Genomic DNA, 16923 nt, shown 5'->3' with positions numbered 1-16923 from the left:
TACCTGGCAAGATACAATAATCAGATGTAATCGTTTGTACATGTTTTTGTTATATGTAGAATTTTGCATTAAAAAAGCGGTTTATAGTTACTATAAACCGCTTTTTTAATACTATTGATTATCCTCTATTATCGAATAACAATCTTTTTTGTAAATACTTCTTTTGAGTTAGAAGGTGTAACTTCTGAAAGATACATTCCTGCTGTTAGTTTCGAAATGTCATATCTGTAGCTGTCAGAAGACAAAACATCATTTTGTATAAAATCTACTTTTCTTCCATTCAAATCATATATTTTGATAGACTCTATACTTCCAGGTTTATAGTTAAAAGTTACTATTTGCGAAGCTGGATTTGGGTATATACCAAATGATATGTCAGAAACATCAGTTACGCTTAATGTAGATCCAGAACAGTTAGGTATTGGATTAGATAAAATAGGTTGTAGGTAATCCATTTTCCATTGCACCACAGTCGTCCAATCGTTATCTAAAATACCACCTGTATCTCCAGAATTAGGATTTAACGCCCAAAATGTGAAATGTAATTTTTCCTCTTTGATATAATCAATGAATTTTTGGAACCAAATTTCATCTTTTCCACCTTGACCTTTAATTCCTAATTCTCCCACCAATAAAGGAGATGTTCCATTTGTATTCAGGAAATTAAATTGTTCTTCCCAAATACCTGGCATATTGTCTGGGAAATCAGGTGCAGAAAACCATTCTTGATCAAAAACGGTTGGGCCATATTCATGCGGAGAATACATTAGTTTTGCTGGGTTCGAAAGTCTAACCGGAAAGTCTCTTGCTCCTTGTAAATTTCCTCCCCACCAATACGATGTTACTTCTCCATCTGGTTTTCTATATGCTTCGATCCCTTCTACCATTATTAGTACGTTAGGATTTACTTCTAAGATTGCATTTCCACACTTTTCAGCTGCTAAGCGCCAATCGAATTCATCATTCGTTCCCCATCTAGCACCTTCTGGATTGTCAATTTTACCGTTAGGTTCATTATTAATATCCATTCCGATAACTGCGTCATAATCTTTGTAACGATCCGCTATGAATACCCAATCATCGATCCATTGTTGTTCAGGAACATTATCGGTATACCATAATTTTTCTACTAAATAAGCATCAGGGTTTCTAGAATGACAGTCCAGGATTACTTTCATATCATTTTCTTGGCACCATTGAATAGCTCGATCTAATAATTGTAGAGGAGTAGTATAACTCGCTTCTTCTTCATTCATAGGCGATGCACCACTATAAGGATCAGTTCCGTATGAGTTTATGGTTATCGAAGCACCATCTCTTAGCATCATATTATGCCAAGGAATTCTGAAACAATTAAAACCTAGATCTTTGGCTTGCTGCAATACACTTTTGTGATCTCTAGACCAAATACCATGGAAACTGCTAAGTTGGGTTTCAAATCCAAACCAGTTAACACCTGCTAGGATTACTTCATTTCCATTAGAGTCTAATAATTTGTTCCCACTTACGCTTAGCCAATTACCTTGACAATTTTCTTGGGAAATAGCGATTCCGGATGACAATACCATTGCCATCAAGAACATGATGTAGTTTTTTTTCATTTTAGTTAAGCTTAGTAATGATTTGTATGACTCCTAACGTTAAGGTATTACAGTTTAGTATTTAGGAAAATCTTTTTAGGTATTCTTTTGATTTTTACTTTAAATATTCGCTTTTCTTTATGTTTTGATATCCGTTTTTGCGATTAGTGTAATTTCCTATAATAGGTTATTAGGAAAATTCCCTAAAGTTATTCGTTACGAATAAGGTAAAAATTTTAATAAATAATCAAATAGTATCAGTCAGCTGCTTTTTGAATTTAACTGGTGTTAAAAGAAGATGTCTTGTGCTAATCTAAAAGTATTGGCATGGGCATCAATGATGATTTTAATGTCGGGAGAGTATCCACCTCCCATGGAACACATTACTGGAATTTCTAAATCTTTACAGGTCTGTAAAACGAATCGATCTCTTTCTTTGCAACCATCCAAAGTGCAGCCAAGTTTGCCTAATTTATCAGAAGCTAAAATGTCTACACCGCATAAATAGTAAATAAAATCAGGTTTTTGTGTTTCAATAAGTTTAGGGAGTGTTTCTTTAAGTGCTTTTAAATATTCCTTATCTCCGGTATTATTGGCTAACGGAATATCTAGATCGGATTGTTCCTTCTTAAATGGATAATTACTAGCTCCATGCATGGAAAAGGTAAAGACCGCTGGATCCTTCTCAAAAATTTCTGCAGTTCCATTACCTTGGTGGACGTCGAGATCAACGATCAGTATTTTCTCTGCTAATTTTTTATGAAGCAGCTGTCTCGCACCAATTGCCTGATCATTTAACAAACAAAAAGCTTCTCCACGATCTGTATAAGCGTGATGTGTGCCACCAGCGATATTCATTGCGATACCATTTTGTAAGGCATATCCAGATGCTTTTAATGTACCATCGGCAATAATGATTTCACGATTTACAAGCTCTTGAGATAAAGGGAAGCCAATCTTTCGAACGGCTTTTCGATCTAAGGACAAAGTAGTTAATGCTTCATAATATTCTTTGGTATGTACTGCTAAAATTGGTGTAGAATTTGGAATTTCCGGCGTAAAGAAGTTCTCTTTATAACAAGTACCTTCATGCAATAATTGCTTTGGTAGTAGCTCGTACTTAATCATCGGAAATCGATGTCCTTCGGGTAATGGATGTTTATAGATTGGATGATATGCTATTTTTAGCATTTGATCGATAAGAATGATAAGTTCGATAAAGAAAAAACGAATATACTATCTTTTTTGTAATCGCTGGATTTAAGCTTAAGCATCTCGAAAAATTTTAATGTAATACCATATCTTTATCAGGACAAACTACTCAATCAATGAAAAACGATCCATATTCCGCATTGCGATATAAAGAATTTAGTATTTTTTTAGTTTTGCGTTTTTCTTTGGTCATGGCCTGGACCATGCAATTTATTGTTATAGAGTGGCAAGTATATAGTATTACAAAAGATCCTCTTTCCTTGGGTATTATAGGTCTTATGGAGGTGATTCCTGCAGTATCATTGGCTTTATTTGCCGGCCACATTGTAGACCAAAAAGAAAAAAGAAATTTACTTCGTATATGTATTCTAGGTTTTTTGTGTATTAGTTTGGGATTGTTTTTTCTTACTAACCCTGAAATTATAGACTCTATGCAACAATCCACTGTATTATTTGGAATATATGTGTTAGTTTTCTGTGGTGGGATTGTTAGGGCTTTTTTGGGCCCAACTATTTTTTCTCTTTTGGCATTATTAGTACCAAAAAAAATATATCCAAATGCTGCAACTTGGAGTAGTTCAACCTGGCAAGTTGGAGCAGTATTGGGACCTGCACTAGCTGGTTTTATGATTAATCTAATTGGTGTAAATTGGTCTATGCTGGTTATTGTAGGTTGGGCCACTTTTGCTTTTATATGCTTGATGAGAATTCCTGTAAAACCAATAATGAACCCAAATATCGGAGAGCCAGTATTACAAAGTTTGAAAGAAGGAATTCGATTTGTTTTTAAGACGAAAGCTATATTAGGAGCACTTACATTAGATATGATTGCTGTTCTTTTTGGTGGTGCAGTAGCGTTATTACCTGTTTTTGCTCAGGATATTCTTAAGGTAGGTCCTCAGGGATTTGGAGTTTTAAGGGCAGCTCCAGCAGTAGGAGCATTTATTATTATGTTTACTACAGCTTATTTTCCAATTAATAAAAATGCAGGAAAGAAGTTGTTACTAGCTGTTTTTGGATTTGGAATCTGTATTATTGTCTTTGGACTTTCTTCTGTTTTTTGGATATCAGTGGTTGCGCTCTTTTTTAGTGGTGTAACGGATGGCATATCAATGGTGATACGTCAAACTATATTGCAACTAAAAACACCAGACCATATGAGAGGAAGGGTCTCTTCAGTAAATTCAATATTTGTAGGTTCTTCTAATGAATTAGGAGCTTTTGAAAGTGGTATTACCGCTAAATATATGGGAACTGTAACTGCAGTTGTGTTTGGAGGTAGTATGACATTAATCACTGTGATTTTAACTTCTATACTCTCTCCAGCTTTTAGAAAATTGGATCTTAGAAAGGATTTGGAGCAAGACTAAGTTAAAGTACTGATATTATATTTTATCTATTAAAGCTAAATAACTCATAAGTCTTTTTATTAGGATCAAAGAAGCCATAATGAAGTTTATTTTGGTGTAAAAAGATATTTACCGCTTTTATATCATCATTTAATCCATCTTCAAATTCGAAAAGTATATCGTAACTATTCTTTCCGATATCCCCTTTAATGTGATTAAAATTAGAATCAAACAAGCAATTAATATATGTAGATTTTGTGGTGGTGTAGGTGTTGTAGTCATAAAAGGTAGGATTAAAACTTAACCAAATTCCATTATCAATGGTTCCACCAAAACCTAATCCACTACCAAAACCATTGATCCCGAAACCACTATTGGTAATTATTTCTTTTGTTCCTCCTAGAACTACGTTGTATTCATCATCTACTTTATATACAGAAATACCAAGATTAGAAGAGGAGATTTTTCTAAGGTATTTTGATGTCTTTTCCATTTCGCGAACTCTGTTTTCGGAAAATGAAGGGAACATACCACCACCTTCTTGAATAATAGGAGAATTTTTAAATGTAATAGAATCTGCTTTGGTTACTTTATATTCTTTGATTATTTTTTCGGTTTCCAGATCTAATACTGTGAACTTCATTTTTTGATTGGAGCTTGCAATCTGAAAAAGTTTGTTGTCAAAAATATACGAGTTGCTTTTGGAATATCCTTCCTCTGTTTTAGAGGGTTTATCATATGATTTTACCTCAGCTGAAAATTTTTCTAAATCAATAAAACATAATTGAGTCTTTTTATGATCATAATCAAAACTAAAAATTAATTGATTATCCAGTTGATACAGTTTGTTTTCTTTTGAGGTTGTTTCAATAACATTTGGATTACTGCCTTCAATTTTTTCAACATCAATTATTGATCTTGATCTGTCTCCTGCAATAGAGAGTAATAAATAGTATGCTGTTATTGTATGATTTCTATTTTTTGGATTAGGATACTCCATTTCTTTTAAGGAGACTACATGTTTTGTAGGTTTGAAGTCATGATCAAAAGTATAAATATTAAGATCTGATGTTTTTCTTGTGATTGTAATTAGGTGAATCTTATTGTTATGAACAATACTCTCTACATACTTCTCCCCTTTAATTTTAAAGTCGAGAAGGGTGTTTTCTGAGATATTTGTATCGAAGTTAAAAGTTTGAACACCAAATTTAGTATTCTGACTATTGCTAAAAAAGATAGAATATCTATTGCCTATAATATTATAGCCTAATATATATCGATACTTAGAAGGTATCGTTTTAGCATTAACTTTAGACACCTCTTGATAGTCTTGATCCACCAATTGTGCATAAAACTGTTTTCCTTCTTCAAATAATAGGACTAAATTTTTATTAAGCTGATTAGGCAGAGCATAGCATTCTTTATTGGATCTTTTTTTCTCAAAAACCTCTCCTAATTCAAGTACTTTTTCTTGTGCAACTGATGAAAATACAACACACCATACACCAATTAAAATAACAACTTTTCTCATCTTTTATCTTTTAATTAGTATCAATTAGTTGCAAGAAAGGGATAAATGTTACCCCTTTTTTAAACTTGTATATTCTTAGCTTTTTATTAGCTAATTACCGCTCCTGGTTTTACGCTTTCTTCATCAGGGTTTAGAAATACTAGTTTTCCATCAGGTGTCTCCGTCATAAGAATCATACCTTCACTTTCTACACCTCTTAGTTTTCTTGGTGCAAGGTTAACTAGAACGGTCACTTTTTTTCCGATGAGATCTTGGGGTTTAAAGTGTTCTGCAATCCCAGAAACGATTGTTCTTGTATTAATCCCTGTATCTACTTTGAGCACCAATAACTTCTTAGCTTTTGGCATTTTTTCAGCTTCTACAATCGTCCCAACACGTAAGTCCATTTTGGTAAAATCTTCAAAAGTAGCTGTGTCTTTTTGTGGCTCTACAATTTTATTTTCTGCTTCGTTAGCTTTTTTGGTAGCTTCTAGTTTATCCAGTTGCTTTTGGATATCGGCATCATCTATTTTAGAAAATAATAATTCTCCTTTTTCGATTTTATGACCAGCAACTAATAAAATTTCTTTATCAGCTATTTCATTCCACTGAACTTCTAAATCATTAGATGTTAGTGCGAGCATATTTTTTAGTTTTTGCGAAGTAAATGGCAAAAACGGTTCAGATAAAGTTGCCAAAGCAGATGCGATTTGTAATCCAACATACATAATTGTTTTTACACGTTCGGGATCTGTTTTGATAAGTTTCCATGGCTCTTCGTCTGCAAGATATTTATTTCCTAATCTGGAAACATTTAATAACTCCTGACTTGCTTCTCTAAATCGATATCTTTCTATAGAACTACCTATAACATTAGGATAAGCTCTAAGCGCTGTTAAGGTTTGTAAATCCACTTCCGAAAATTCATTGGGAGTTGGTACAATGCCTTCATAATATTTATTAGTAAGCACCACAATACGATTTACAAAGTTTCCGAAATTATTTACTAATTCATTATTGTTTTTATCCTGAAAATCTTTCCAAGTAAAATCATTATCCTTAGTTTCTGGAGCGTTTGCGGTAAGTACGTAGCGTAATACGTCCTGTTTTCCTGGGAAATCCTCTAAATATTCATGAAGCCAAACTGCCCAGTTTTTGGAAGTAGATAGCTTGTTTCCTTCTAAATTCAGGAATTCATTAGCAGGAACATTTTCGGGTAGGATATAGCTACCTTCCGCTTTAAGCATACTCGGGAAAATAATACAATGGAATACGATATTATCTTTACCAATAAAATGGACAAGCTTTGTGTCTTTGTCTTTCCAATAAGGTTCCCAATCTTTACCTTCTCTTTCAGCCCATTCTTTGGTAGAAGAAATGTAACCAATAGGTGCATCAAACCATACATATAGTACTTTTCCTTCTGCACCTTCTACCGGAACTGGAATACCCCAATCTAAATCACGAGTTACAGCTCTTGGTCGTAGGCCATCATCTACCCAAGATTTTATCTGACCATATACATTTGTTTTCCAGTCTTTCTTATGACCAACTAAAACCCATTCTTTTAGGAAGTCTTCATATTGATCCAATGGTAAAAACCAGTGTTTGGTTTGTTTTAATGTTGGTTTTGCTCCAGATATGGTTGACTTTGGGTTAATAAGATCGGTAGCATTAAGAGAGCTTCCACAGTTTTCACATTGATCTCCATAGGCTTCTTCATGTCCACATTTGGGACAAGTACCAATTACAAAACGATCCGCTAAAAATTGATCAGCTTCTGGATCATATAATTGTTCTGAAGTCTCTTCGATAAATTTACCATCATCATATAATTTTTTAAAAAACTCTGAAGCTGTTTCGTGATGAATAGGAGCAGAGGTACGGGAGTAATTGTCGAAAGTAATACCAAAATCTTCGAAAGACTTTTTGATGATTGCATGATATTTATCTATAATGACTTGTGGAGAAACTCCTTCTTTTTTAGCTCGCATTGGTATGGCAGCACCGTGTTCATCGCTACCACAAATAAAGGCTACGTCGTTTCCAGTGATTCTAAGATATCTTGAGTAAATATCTGCTGGAACGTAAACTCCTGCAAGGTGACCGATATGAATAGGCCCATTTGTATATGGTAATGCGGATGTAATTGTGTATCTCTTTGATGTGCTCATAATGCTTGTAAAAATGAGGGACAAAGGTAATAAACACCTAGATAAAATAAGAAACCTTTATATAAATAATATGGTTGTTTTATGAATAGCGAATTCTTAGATATTATGTGTGTTTTTTCACTTAAACCAAGAGTATTAGAAATAAAAAATCAGCATCTAAAAGATATAGATGCTGATTTCAAGTGTTTTGATGATCGTCTTTTATAGAATAAGGACAGGTTTGCTATAGCTTTTTTTACCTTTTGTGATTCTATAAGCATAAAAACCTTCGGATAGTGTGGTTTTTGCAGCCTGTTTTACATTTATGACGTGTTCTCCTTCTAAAAGAATTTCATTTTTTAGATTTGCAATCTTTTGTCCAGAAGAACTATATAAGTCCACATTAGTATGACCAGCTTCGGCATTTGTAATGTGTATATATGATTGATTATCGGTGTAGGTAACAGTATGATTAAAGTTGTCGAACGTTGGAATCTCATCACCATCGTTACCATCTGTTCCTAAACTATTACAACTAAACCCTAAATCAAGATTGTTAAATTGTTGACCAAGTAACACTTCATTTACCAAATTACTATCCACACATAGCCATTCTTTCATTAGGGAAGCATATACTTGTCTAAAGTCATTGGTGTTATACAGGTTTCCATTCTGATTTAAATTAGATAAGTCTGGATGTTCTCCAATAAAACCGTTACCTTCTAAACCAGTTCCGAAAAGCATCATAGGTGCAGCAGTACCGTGGTCAGTTCCTCTAGATCCATTTTCTTTAACTCTTCTCCCAAATTCGGATATTGTCATAGAAAGTACTTTATCATCCCATCCGGCATCTGCAAGATCTTTATAGAAATAGTCCATGGTTTCTGATAACTGAGTAATCAACTCTTCTTGTCTGTTTAATTGATCGTTATGAGTATCGAAACCACCAAGAGTTACAAAATATACTTTAGTTCCCAAATCACCTTTAATAAGTCTCGAAACGACACTTAATTGCTGAGAAAGACGATTGTCTGGATAATTTCCAAAATCAGATGTTCTTTCATAAGCTTCATTAATAACACCAGCATAGGTAAATGTTGTATTAGCAACACCTTTTAGGTACCCAACTTTTTCACCATGTGTACAATCGGGTAAATTATTAAGATCATACAATGAACCATTTTGTGCTATTTCAAATAGTTTTTTAGGATCAGCAACAGAAAATGCAAAATTATTTTGAGACCCATTAAAAATAAGGTTACCACTACTTCCAATTTGAATAGCTGCGGGTTTTTCTGGCGGATTAAGTAAGTAATCGGGATAAATATTTTCAAAATATCTCGCCATCCATCCAGAAGTTTCCTGATCAGTTACATCTGATGTTGCCCAAATATCTGATCCTGTAAAATGAGACAAAGCACTTTGTTCATATCCAACGCCATGAACTATTTTCATCTGCCCATTACCCCAGAGTTGTTCGAATTTATTGGCATAATTTGGCATACCATATTCATCAGTAAGATTAAAGAGTTGATTTTCTCTAATTCTAATATTAGGTCTTGCGTTAGCGTAGGTATCATATTGATTTAAAGGAATAACGGTGTTTAAACCATCGTTTCCACCTTTAAGTCTTACAATAACAAGAACTCTATCTGTTTCGGAATCATTAAGAGCGGCAGACAGAGGTGAGGGTTTAGATACTGATAAGGCAGTATTGGCAAATGCAACAGTTCCTCCACCTACAATCCCTAAGGCTTGTAAAAATGAACGACGATTCCATTTTTTATGTTCTTTAGTATTACAACTCCCTGATTGAGGTGTAAAGTTTGTATAGTGAGTATCGCACATGATGTTTTTTATTTAAGTTGGAATTCTGGAATTTTTATTAGAAACTGTAAAAGATTGTATACTTGCTTAGGAGCAGTATCCCAATCTAGATCCCAAGTGCCATCTTCAAAATAATTTTCTGGAACTTGGTCTTTAAAAATTTCTAATCCTTGAGCGTATTCTGTATCACTAATAAGTTCTTTAGATAAAAAATTATCCATGATTGATTTAGAGACAAACTCGACATCATTAGAGTTTCCTCCTAGAATACTTTTACCAATTGTTCTAAACTGCTCTTCATTATGTCTCCAAGCTCTCCAAACATACCATCCAAGTCTATCCCATCTTAGGGTTATTGTACTAGAATCAATCCAATCTTTATCACCTTGCCAGCCTGCTACATCAACAGGCTTTAGTAGTTCTTGACCTAGTTCCTGGCAACCTCCACGTATTTTATTATTGAATTCAAAATCAGCAGGTAATTCGAACCCTAGATCTTTAAAAAAGTTAATCTGAACATCTACAGGACTTTTGATATGAACTCCATATGATTTTTCGTCAAAGAAATGTTCACTTTTAAAAAGTTGTCTTAGTACAGGAGCAATTTCAAAATTGTTATCTAAAAATGTTTGTGCAAGTTGATTCACAATACTTGTGTTTACAACTGGACTTACAAAGTAACGATAGAATTTACCACATATGAATTGTGCTATTTGCTGAGGTCTTTGTTCAAAAAGAATATTAATGACATCATTATAGTCCCAATTTCCAACTTGACCGAATATCGTTTTATCTTCATCATCAAATTTATTGGCGTCGAATGTTATTGGACCCCATCGTTGTTCTCTTTTATTCCAACCAGTAAGAGCTCTGGAAGTTTCAACAATATCGTTTTGCGTGTATCCATTATCTACACCTAATGTGAAGAGTTCATAGAGTTCTCTTCCATAGTTTTCGTTTGGTTTGTTCTTTGTGTTTTCATATCCATTAAGATAGATAAGCATTGCAGAAGAAAGTCCAATATCAGAAGTGAATTCTTTAAAATTTCCTATAGAGTGCAGTTGCAATAGGTTATAATATTGAAACAAATATGCAGGACTTTGATAATTAATATCTTCTGTTACAAAGTGATTGCTCCAAAATAAGGTAAGACGATCTCTAAGGTTATTCTGGAACATATCTGCTACCATTTGATTTTTCCAGTCTCTTCTATAACTGAATGGGTTATCTGGAGTGGCATCAAAATCATCTTTTACCCAATATCCCCATACAGGTGCTGGAGTAGGGTTTAAGTTCAAAGCTTCGTCAATGAGATTGTCAATTAAAGAAGCAGGAGTTTGGTTGAGGGCATCTTCTACCATTTGTGGAGTTGCTCCAAAACCAATTCTTCTAAATAAATGATTCACTTTTTGTCTATTCCAGGGATTAGAATTGTTGGGTGAATAGACATTTAATGAAGCAACATTACATGAAGTATTTGTTGTTGTCATAAATAGATTGAGTTAGTTAAGAATTTTGTTAGTTCGATTAAAGTGAGTGATTATTTGGAGTTGTTTTAAATTAAAATTTAAAACGCTAAAAATTACGTAATAACAGTAACTTTTTTATAGCTTATCTAGTATTCGTTTAAGTTGAGCTAGTATTTGTGAGGTTCAATAAAAAAGGCACTTTTTGGGTAACCAAAAAGTGCCTTTTTTATTGAATTTTAATTTGAACTCTCTATTAAGAGATCAATAATGATTTACTAAATTTTCCAGATCCTGTTTCGATTCTATATACATATTGTCCAGTACTAAGTCTGGTTTCTGAGGAAGCTTTAACATCAATCACATGCTCTCCTTCTAGAAGCATTTCATTTCGTAATGTTGCTACTTTTTGACCAATAATATTGAACAATGTAATATCCACATGAGTTGTTTCGGGATTATTGATATTAATAAAGGTCTGGCCACCATCATAAGTTACAATGTGTGAAAGTGTTTCACCATCTCCAGGAATATTTGGGCTTACTCCACCGCAAGAGAATCCTAAATCCAGAGATTCGAATTCTGCTCCCAGTAATGCATCATTTACCGTTGTAGGGTCTATACACATCCATTCTTTCATAACGGTAGAGTATATTTGTCTAAAATCATTTGTACTTTCGGCATTGAAACCTACAGTAGGGCTATCAGGAAGTGTTGGGTGTTCTCCGATAAATCCATTTCCATTAAGACCTGTACCAAAAAACATCATTGGGGCTATAGTTCCATGATCCGTTCCTAATGAACCATTTTCTACTAATCTTCTTCCAAATTCAGAAATTGTCATGGTTAATACCTTGTCGTCCCATCCAGAAGCCTGAAGGTCTGCATAAAAAGCACTAATTCCTTCAGAAAAGGAGTTTAATAACTGTTGATGCCTCTGTATTTGGTTATTATGAGTATCAAAACCACCTAGAGTTACCATATACACTTTGGTGCCTAAATTTCCTTTAATCAAACGAGCAACAATTCTCATTTGTCTAGCGAAGTTGTCATCTTCTAGGTATCCTCCGAAATCTGTTGATCTATTAAACGCAGCAGAAATTGCTTCGGCATATGTATATGTAACGTTTGTACTTTCTCTAATAAAATTTAAACGATCTCCGTATGTACATTCTGGTGAAGGATCAAGACTATACCCTTGATTTTCGATGTAAGCTTCTAATCGTCTTGGATCAGAAATTGCAAAAGAGAAGTCGTTTTCTGGTCCTCTAAAAATTAAGTTACCAATACTACCAATTTGAATAGATGGAGGACTTTCTGGAGGATTAGTAATATAACTAGGATACAATTCCTGAAAATATCTACCCATAAAACCAGATCGCTCTTCTTCCACTAAATTTGTATTTGCCCAGATATCGGTACCTCTAAAATGCGATAAAGTTTGGTCTTCATAACCTACGCCATGTGCTACCTTCATCATTCCGTCTCCCCATAAATTCTCCAATTTATTCATTGGCTTGGGCATAGCATATTCATTTTCTTCTAAGTTGATGAATTCGCTAGGAGGTATTTTTATTAAAGGTCTTGCATTGGCATAAATATCATATTGATTTACTGGTATGATGGTATTATAACCATCATTTCCTCCTCCAAGTCTACATATAATTAAAATATTATCTGTTTCGGCCTGACTTAAAGCTACGGATAGAGGAGAAGGTCTGGAAACAGTAAGATTTGTATTTGCTAGCATCATGGATCCTCCTCCGACAAGTCCTAGAGCTTGTAAAAAAGATCTACGGTTCCATTTTTTGTGATCATCTGTATTACAAACGCCTTCTTTAACGTTCGTTTTTATATTGTTGGGGTGGTGTGTATCGCACATAGGTTAATTATTTAAGTTGGAATTCAGGCAATTCATCAATGTGACTTAATAGCGCATAGAATTGATCAGGAACACCTGATAAATCTAATGTCCATAAAAAGGGAGCAACAGCATCAGGTTCGTAGTAATTTTCAGGATAAAATTCCTTGAATATTGCCAATGCTTCATCGAACAAAGTCTGATCTTCTAGACCTCTTGGTAAAAAGTAATCTAAAATTGCCTTAACTACAACCGTTACTTGTTCTCCTTGCAATGTGTTATTTACAAACCCATCTGCTAGTGTTCCTATCGGAAGACCATTTAGGAAATCACCAAATTGTGTCTGATTTTGGGCATAGAAAGTATTAATAATGTTTTGTACACCTTCCCATCTTCCAATTAAGTAATCTGGGCTAATCCAATCTTCATCTCCCTGCCAACCTTCTACATCAATTGGATTAAGAACTTCTTGTCCAATAGTAGTAGTTCTTCCAAGTAATGAATTCAGTGAAGCAAGTGAAGGAGGTGATTCAAAATTTAATTGATTAAAATGGGATACAAATAGATCAATTGGACTTTTTATAATAGCACCTATCGCTTCCTGATCAAAGAAGTGTTCACTCTTGAACAGCTGACGCAATACAGGAGCAATTTGGAAATTATTAGTAATAAACGTTTGAGCCATTTCTGCAACAATCGCTTCGTTGCAAGTAGGACTAACGAAATAAGTATATAGCTTACCACAGATAAAATTTGCAATAAGTGTTTCTCTTTGTACAAACAGATGCGCAATAACATCATCTGGACTTCCTAAGCCATAGTATCCAAAGTTTGCTGATTGACCAAAAATCGTTTTAGTGTCATTACTAAACTGGCCAGGATTAAAAGTAATAGGTCCCCATGGGATATCATTGGTCTCTGTCCAACCAGTAATTGCTTTTGCAGTTTCCAAGATATCATTTTCATCATATCCGTTATCAACTCCTAGCGTAAATAATTCATATAATTCACGAGCATAATTTTCATTAGGTCGATCTCTGGTGTTTTCATCTCCATTTAAGTAGACTAACATAGCCGAAGAAATTCCTATGTCGTACACGAATTGTCTGAAATCACCAAGGGCATGAAATTGAAGAAGATTATAATATTGATATTGGTATGCAGGACTTCTGTAGGTTTGGTCCTCTGTTACAAAATGATTACTCCAAAAAAGAGTCAATCGATCTCTTAAACCATTTTGTAAGAAATCATAAATCATTTGTCGTTTACCTTCTTCTTGATAAAAATTTATATCATTGTCTTCATTCAGCATTTCTGCCGCTTCAAACTGATCACGATTCCAGAAACCCCATTCAGGAGCAGCTGTAGGAACAAGTGCTAAGGCTTCATCAATTAATGAATCCACTAATGCAGAAGGATCGTTTTGATTTAAAGCGTCAATTACTTGTGTTTTAGTAGCTCCAAAGGCGACCCTGCGGTACAAATGATTAATTTTACTTACATTCCATGGGTTTTCTGCTGTAGGAATATAAGGGTCTAACGATGCTAAGTTACAAGAAGTATCAGAGATCATAGGCAATAGGTTTAATTAGTGTTAAGGGACGATTTTCACTGTAATATAATAGTTTAGAACGAAAACATTTGTTAATTAGTATGATAAAATGAAAATTTAAGAAATGTTGAAGCCAAATTTTGTAGGAAAAGGAGATAAAATAGCAATTGTTTCTACAGCCAGAAAGATCACTAAAAGAGAGATTAAAGAAGCGATTAATATTCTAAAAGAATGGGGTTTGATGCCAGTTGTAGGAGCTACAATTGATGTAGAAGATAATCAATTTGCAGGAACGGATGAACAAAGGAAGAATGATTTTCAAAAGATGTTAGATGATCCAGAAATTAAAGCTATCTGGTGTGCTCGTGGAGGTTATGGAACAGTACGAATTATAGATTCACTTGATTTTACAAATTTTCGAAAACATCCTAAATGGATCATTGGATATTCGGATATTACGGTAATTCATTCACATGTTCACAATTTAGGAGTTTCTACAATACATGCTGCAATGCCAGTGGATATTTTTAAAAGTACAGAGCAGGCAAAACAATCTTTGTACAATGCACTGTTTGGAACCTACTTTAGTTATAAAATACCTTCGACACCTATTAATAAACTAGGAAAATCTCATGGACAATTGGTTGGAGGAAACTTATCTATGTTATATTCAATGTGTGGATCTGCTTCTTCTTTGGATTGTACCAATAAAATACTATGCATTGAAGATTTAGATGAATACTTATATCATATCGATAGAATGTTTCAGAATCTAAAGAGGAATGGATATTTTGATAAGTTATCTGGTTTAATTGTAGGTGGGATGACTAAGATGCATGATAACAATATTCCTTTTGGGAAAAATGTAGAGGAAATTATTTTGGATATTGTGTCAGCGTATGATTTTCCTGTAGTATTTAATTTTCCTATGGGTCATATAGAAGATAACAGAGCGTTGATTTTGGGAGAAGAAGTTTCTTTAGAAGTTTCAGAAGATGGGGTAATTTTAGAATATGTATAATTTATTGGAATGGCAGAACATAATAAGCTAGGAAAAGAAGGAGAAAAATTAGCAAGTGAATTTTTAGAGAGGAAAGGGTTTACTATTCTCGAAAAGAATTTTAGATATCAAAAGGCAGAAATCGATATCATTGCTAAGAAAGGCAATGTAGTCATAGCGGTAGAAGTGAAAACAAGAAGTACTCCAGAGTTTGGCGATCCTCAGAATTTTGTAAAACCAAAACAAATACAATCATTGGTAAAAGCAATTGATCACTATGTTATAGAGAATGATATGGACGTAGAAATACGTTTTGATATTATTGCCATTATAAAAAATGCTTCAGGAACCCGAATTGAACATCTCGATGATGCATTTTATCATTTTTGATGAGAAATTATTAAATAAAAATAGATATTATATACGATGAACTTTCGCAAACTTGGAAATTCGAATATGGAGATCAGTGAAATCTCTTTTGGATGTATGTCTCTTCAGGAAAACTCATCAGATGAAATAAAGTTAATTCAAACGGCTTTCGATAAGGGGATCAACTATTTTGATACTGCTGATTTATATCAAAATGGGGAAAACGAGATGCTTTTGGGAAAAGCAGTAAAGAGTTTTCGTGATCAAATTATTATTGGAACTAAAGTAGGAAATCAAATTAAAGAAAATGGAGAAGGTTGGGATTGGAATCCAAGTAAAAGATATATCATTAAAGCAGTTGAAGATAGTTTAAAGAGGTTACAGGTCGATTATATAGATCTATATCAATTACATGGAGGTACGATCGACGATCCTATTGATGAAACCATTGATGCTTTTGAAACATTAATCAAACAGGGAAAAATAAGGTACTATGGAATTTCATCTATTAGACCGAATGTTATTAGGTCTTATGTGCAAAAGTCTAATGTTACAAGTGTAATGATGCAGTATAGTCTTTTGGATAGGAGACCTGAAGAATGTTGTTTGGAGTTATTACAGGAAAATAATATAGGTGTTTTGGCAAGAGGCACTTTGGCCAAAGGATTATTGGCAGGGAAACCAATAAAAGAATATTTAGATCATTCAGTTATGGAAGTGGAACAAAATCTTGAAAAATTAAAAGATGTATCCAAAGATAATCTATCCCTAAAAGAAGCTGCGATACAATTTGTGCTCAAAAATTCTGCTATAAGTTCATCTGTGATAGGTTTTAGAACAAAAAAGCAATTACTAGATTGTTTAGAAACATTAAAATCACCTTCATTTTCTGATGTAACGTATCAAAAATTACTAAATACGATCTCAATACATCGTTATAAGAATCATAGATAAAATTAGTTAAAAAAATGGTTAAAGTAGTATGAGTGTACCCAAACGTACTACTTGATTTTAAAATTTGGTTAGTTTTGAAATAAACGAAAA

General features: G+C 33.7%; 12 protein-coding genes. 4 read left to right on the top strand and 8 right to left on the bottom strand.

The genetic code is table 11. The features are described from left to right. Nucleotides 1-128 precede the first annotated feature (128 nt). Complete coding sequence (locus ACWNT5_RS03315; protein ID WP_456516602.1) at nucleotides 129-1601, bottom strand: cellulase family glycosylhydrolase; 1473 nt, start codon at nucleotides 1599-1601, stop codon at nucleotides 129-131. Between the two features lie 267 nt (nucleotides 1602-1868). After that, nucleotides 1869-2771, bottom strand: a complete 903-nt coding sequence (locus ACWNT5_RS03310; protein ID WP_456516601.1) for a histone deacetylase family protein — start codon at nucleotides 2769-2771, stop codon at nucleotides 1869-1871. Nucleotides 2772-2908: 137 nt separating this feature from the next. On the opposite strand from ACWNT5_RS03310, the gene ACWNT5_RS03305 reads away from it, so the two are divergent. Beyond that, on the top strand, nucleotides 2909-4162 hold the full coding sequence (locus ACWNT5_RS03305; RefSeq protein WP_456516600.1) for an MFS transporter: 1254 nt from the start codon (nucleotides 2909-2911) through the stop codon (nucleotides 4160-4162). 22 nt (nucleotides 4163-4184) lie between these two features. On the opposite strand, the gene ACWNT5_RS03300 is transcribed toward ACWNT5_RS03305, so the two are convergent. The 6 genes from ACWNT5_RS03300 to ACWNT5_RS03275 all read right to left on the bottom strand — a co-directional run bounded on the left by ACWNT5_RS03300 (nucleotide 4185) and on the right by ACWNT5_RS03275 (nucleotide 14531). Beyond that, on the bottom strand, nucleotides 4185-5672 hold the full coding sequence (locus tag ACWNT5_RS03300; RefSeq protein WP_456516599.1) for a hypothetical protein: 1488 nt from the start codon (nucleotides 5670-5672) through the stop codon (nucleotides 4185-4187). Nucleotides 5673-5758: 86 nt separating this feature from the next. Beyond that, the gene (gene metG, locus ACWNT5_RS03295; RefSeq protein ID WP_456516598.1) at nucleotides 5759-7825 is read right to left on the bottom strand and encodes a methionine--tRNA ligase; all 2067 of its coding nucleotides are present in this window, start codon (nucleotides 7823-7825) and stop codon (nucleotides 5759-5761) included. Between the two features lie 201 nt (nucleotides 7826-8026). After that, on the bottom strand, nucleotides 8027-9652 hold the full coding sequence (locus ACWNT5_RS03290; protein WP_299894411.1) for a DUF1501 domain-containing protein: 1626 nt from the start codon (nucleotides 9650-9652) through the stop codon (nucleotides 8027-8029). A gap of 8 nt (nucleotides 9653-9660) precedes the next feature. Next, nucleotides 9661-11121, bottom strand: coding sequence for a DUF1800 domain-containing protein (locus ACWNT5_RS03285; RefSeq protein WP_299604349.1), 1461 nt, complete (start codon nucleotides 11119-11121; stop codon nucleotides 9661-9663). A 232-nt stretch (nucleotides 11122-11353) separates the two neighbouring features. Beyond that, nucleotides 11354-12979 carry a DUF1501 domain-containing protein gene (locus ACWNT5_RS03280; RefSeq protein ID WP_299604347.1) on the bottom strand — a complete coding sequence of 542 codons (1626 nt, stop codon included), beginning with the start codon at nucleotides 12977-12979 and terminating at the stop codon, nucleotides 11354-11356. A 7-nt stretch (nucleotides 12980-12986) separates the two neighbouring features. Further along, on the bottom strand, nucleotides 12987-14531 hold the full coding sequence (locus ACWNT5_RS03275; protein ID WP_456516597.1) for a DUF1800 domain-containing protein: 1545 nt from the start codon (nucleotides 14529-14531) through the stop codon (nucleotides 12987-12989). A 103-nt stretch (nucleotides 14532-14634) separates the two neighbouring features. Here ACWNT5_RS03275 and ACWNT5_RS03270 point away from each other — a divergent pair, with 103 nt between their 5' ends. Genes ACWNT5_RS03270 through ACWNT5_RS03260 form a run of 3 tightly spaced genes read left to right on the top strand, consistent with a single transcriptional unit; the run spans nucleotide 14635 to nucleotide 16833 of the window. Continuing rightward, nucleotides 14635-15531, top strand: a complete 897-nt coding sequence (locus ACWNT5_RS03270; RefSeq protein ID WP_456516596.1) for a S66 peptidase family protein — start codon at nucleotides 14635-14637, stop codon at nucleotides 15529-15531. Nucleotides 15532-15540: 9 nt separating this feature from the next. Further along, the gene (locus ACWNT5_RS03265; RefSeq protein ID WP_456516595.1) at nucleotides 15541-15900 is read left to right on the top strand and encodes a YraN family protein; all 360 of its coding nucleotides are present in this window, start codon (nucleotides 15541-15543) and stop codon (nucleotides 15898-15900) included. 36 nt (nucleotides 15901-15936) lie between these two features. Continuing rightward, complete coding sequence (locus ACWNT5_RS03260) at nucleotides 15937-16833, top strand: aldo/keto reductase (protein WP_456516594.1); 897 nt, start codon at nucleotides 15937-15939, stop codon at nucleotides 16831-16833. Nucleotides 16834-16923 lie beyond the last annotated feature (90 nt).

This window comes from Aquimarina sp. 433 (genome assembly GCF_054054605.1).
Note: the sequence above shows the minus strand (reverse complement) of the source record. Positions and strands in the feature narration are given on the sequence as shown.

Bases quoted from the DNA above. Each gene is read 5' to 3' on its own strand.
- ACWNT5_RS03315 (WP_456516602.1), bottom strand. From the start codon at position 1,601: ATGAAAAAAAACTACATCATGTTCTTGATGGCAATGGTATTGTCATCC.
- ACWNT5_RS03310 (WP_456516601.1), bottom strand. From the start codon at position 2,771: ATGCTAAAAATAGCATATCATCCAATCTATAAACATCCATTACCCGAA.
- ACWNT5_RS03305 (WP_456516600.1), top strand. From the start codon at position 2,909: ATGAAAAACGATCCATATTCCGCATTGCGATATAAAGAATTTAGTATT.
- ACWNT5_RS03300 (WP_456516599.1), bottom strand. From the start codon at position 5,672: ATGAGAAAAGTTGTTATTTTAATTGGTGTATGGTGTGTTGTATTTTCA.
- metG (WP_456516598.1), bottom strand. From the start codon at position 7,825: ATGAGCACATCAAAGAGATACACAATTACATCCGCATTACCATATACA.
- ACWNT5_RS03290 (WP_299894411.1), bottom strand. From the start codon at position 9,652: ATGTGCGATACTCACTATACAAACTTTACACCTCAATCAGGGAGTTGT.
- ACWNT5_RS03285 (WP_299604349.1), bottom strand. From the start codon at position 11,121: ATGACAACAACAAATACTTCATGTAATGTTGCTTCATTAAATGTCTAT.
- ACWNT5_RS03280 (WP_299604347.1), bottom strand. From the start codon at position 12,979: ATGTGCGATACACACCACCCCAACAATATAAAAACGAACGTTAAAGAA.
- ACWNT5_RS03275 (WP_456516597.1), bottom strand. From the start codon at position 14,531: ATGATCTCTGATACTTCTTGTAACTTAGCATCGTTAGACCCTTATATT.
- ACWNT5_RS03270 (WP_456516596.1), top strand. From the start codon at position 14,635: ATGTTGAAGCCAAATTTTGTAGGAAAAGGAGATAAAATAGCAATTGTT.
- ACWNT5_RS03265 (WP_456516595.1), top strand. From the start codon at position 15,541: ATGGCAGAACATAATAAGCTAGGAAAAGAAGGAGAAAAATTAGCAAGT.
- ACWNT5_RS03260 (WP_456516594.1), top strand. From the start codon at position 15,937: ATGAACTTTCGCAAACTTGGAAATTCGAATATGGAGATCAGTGAAATC.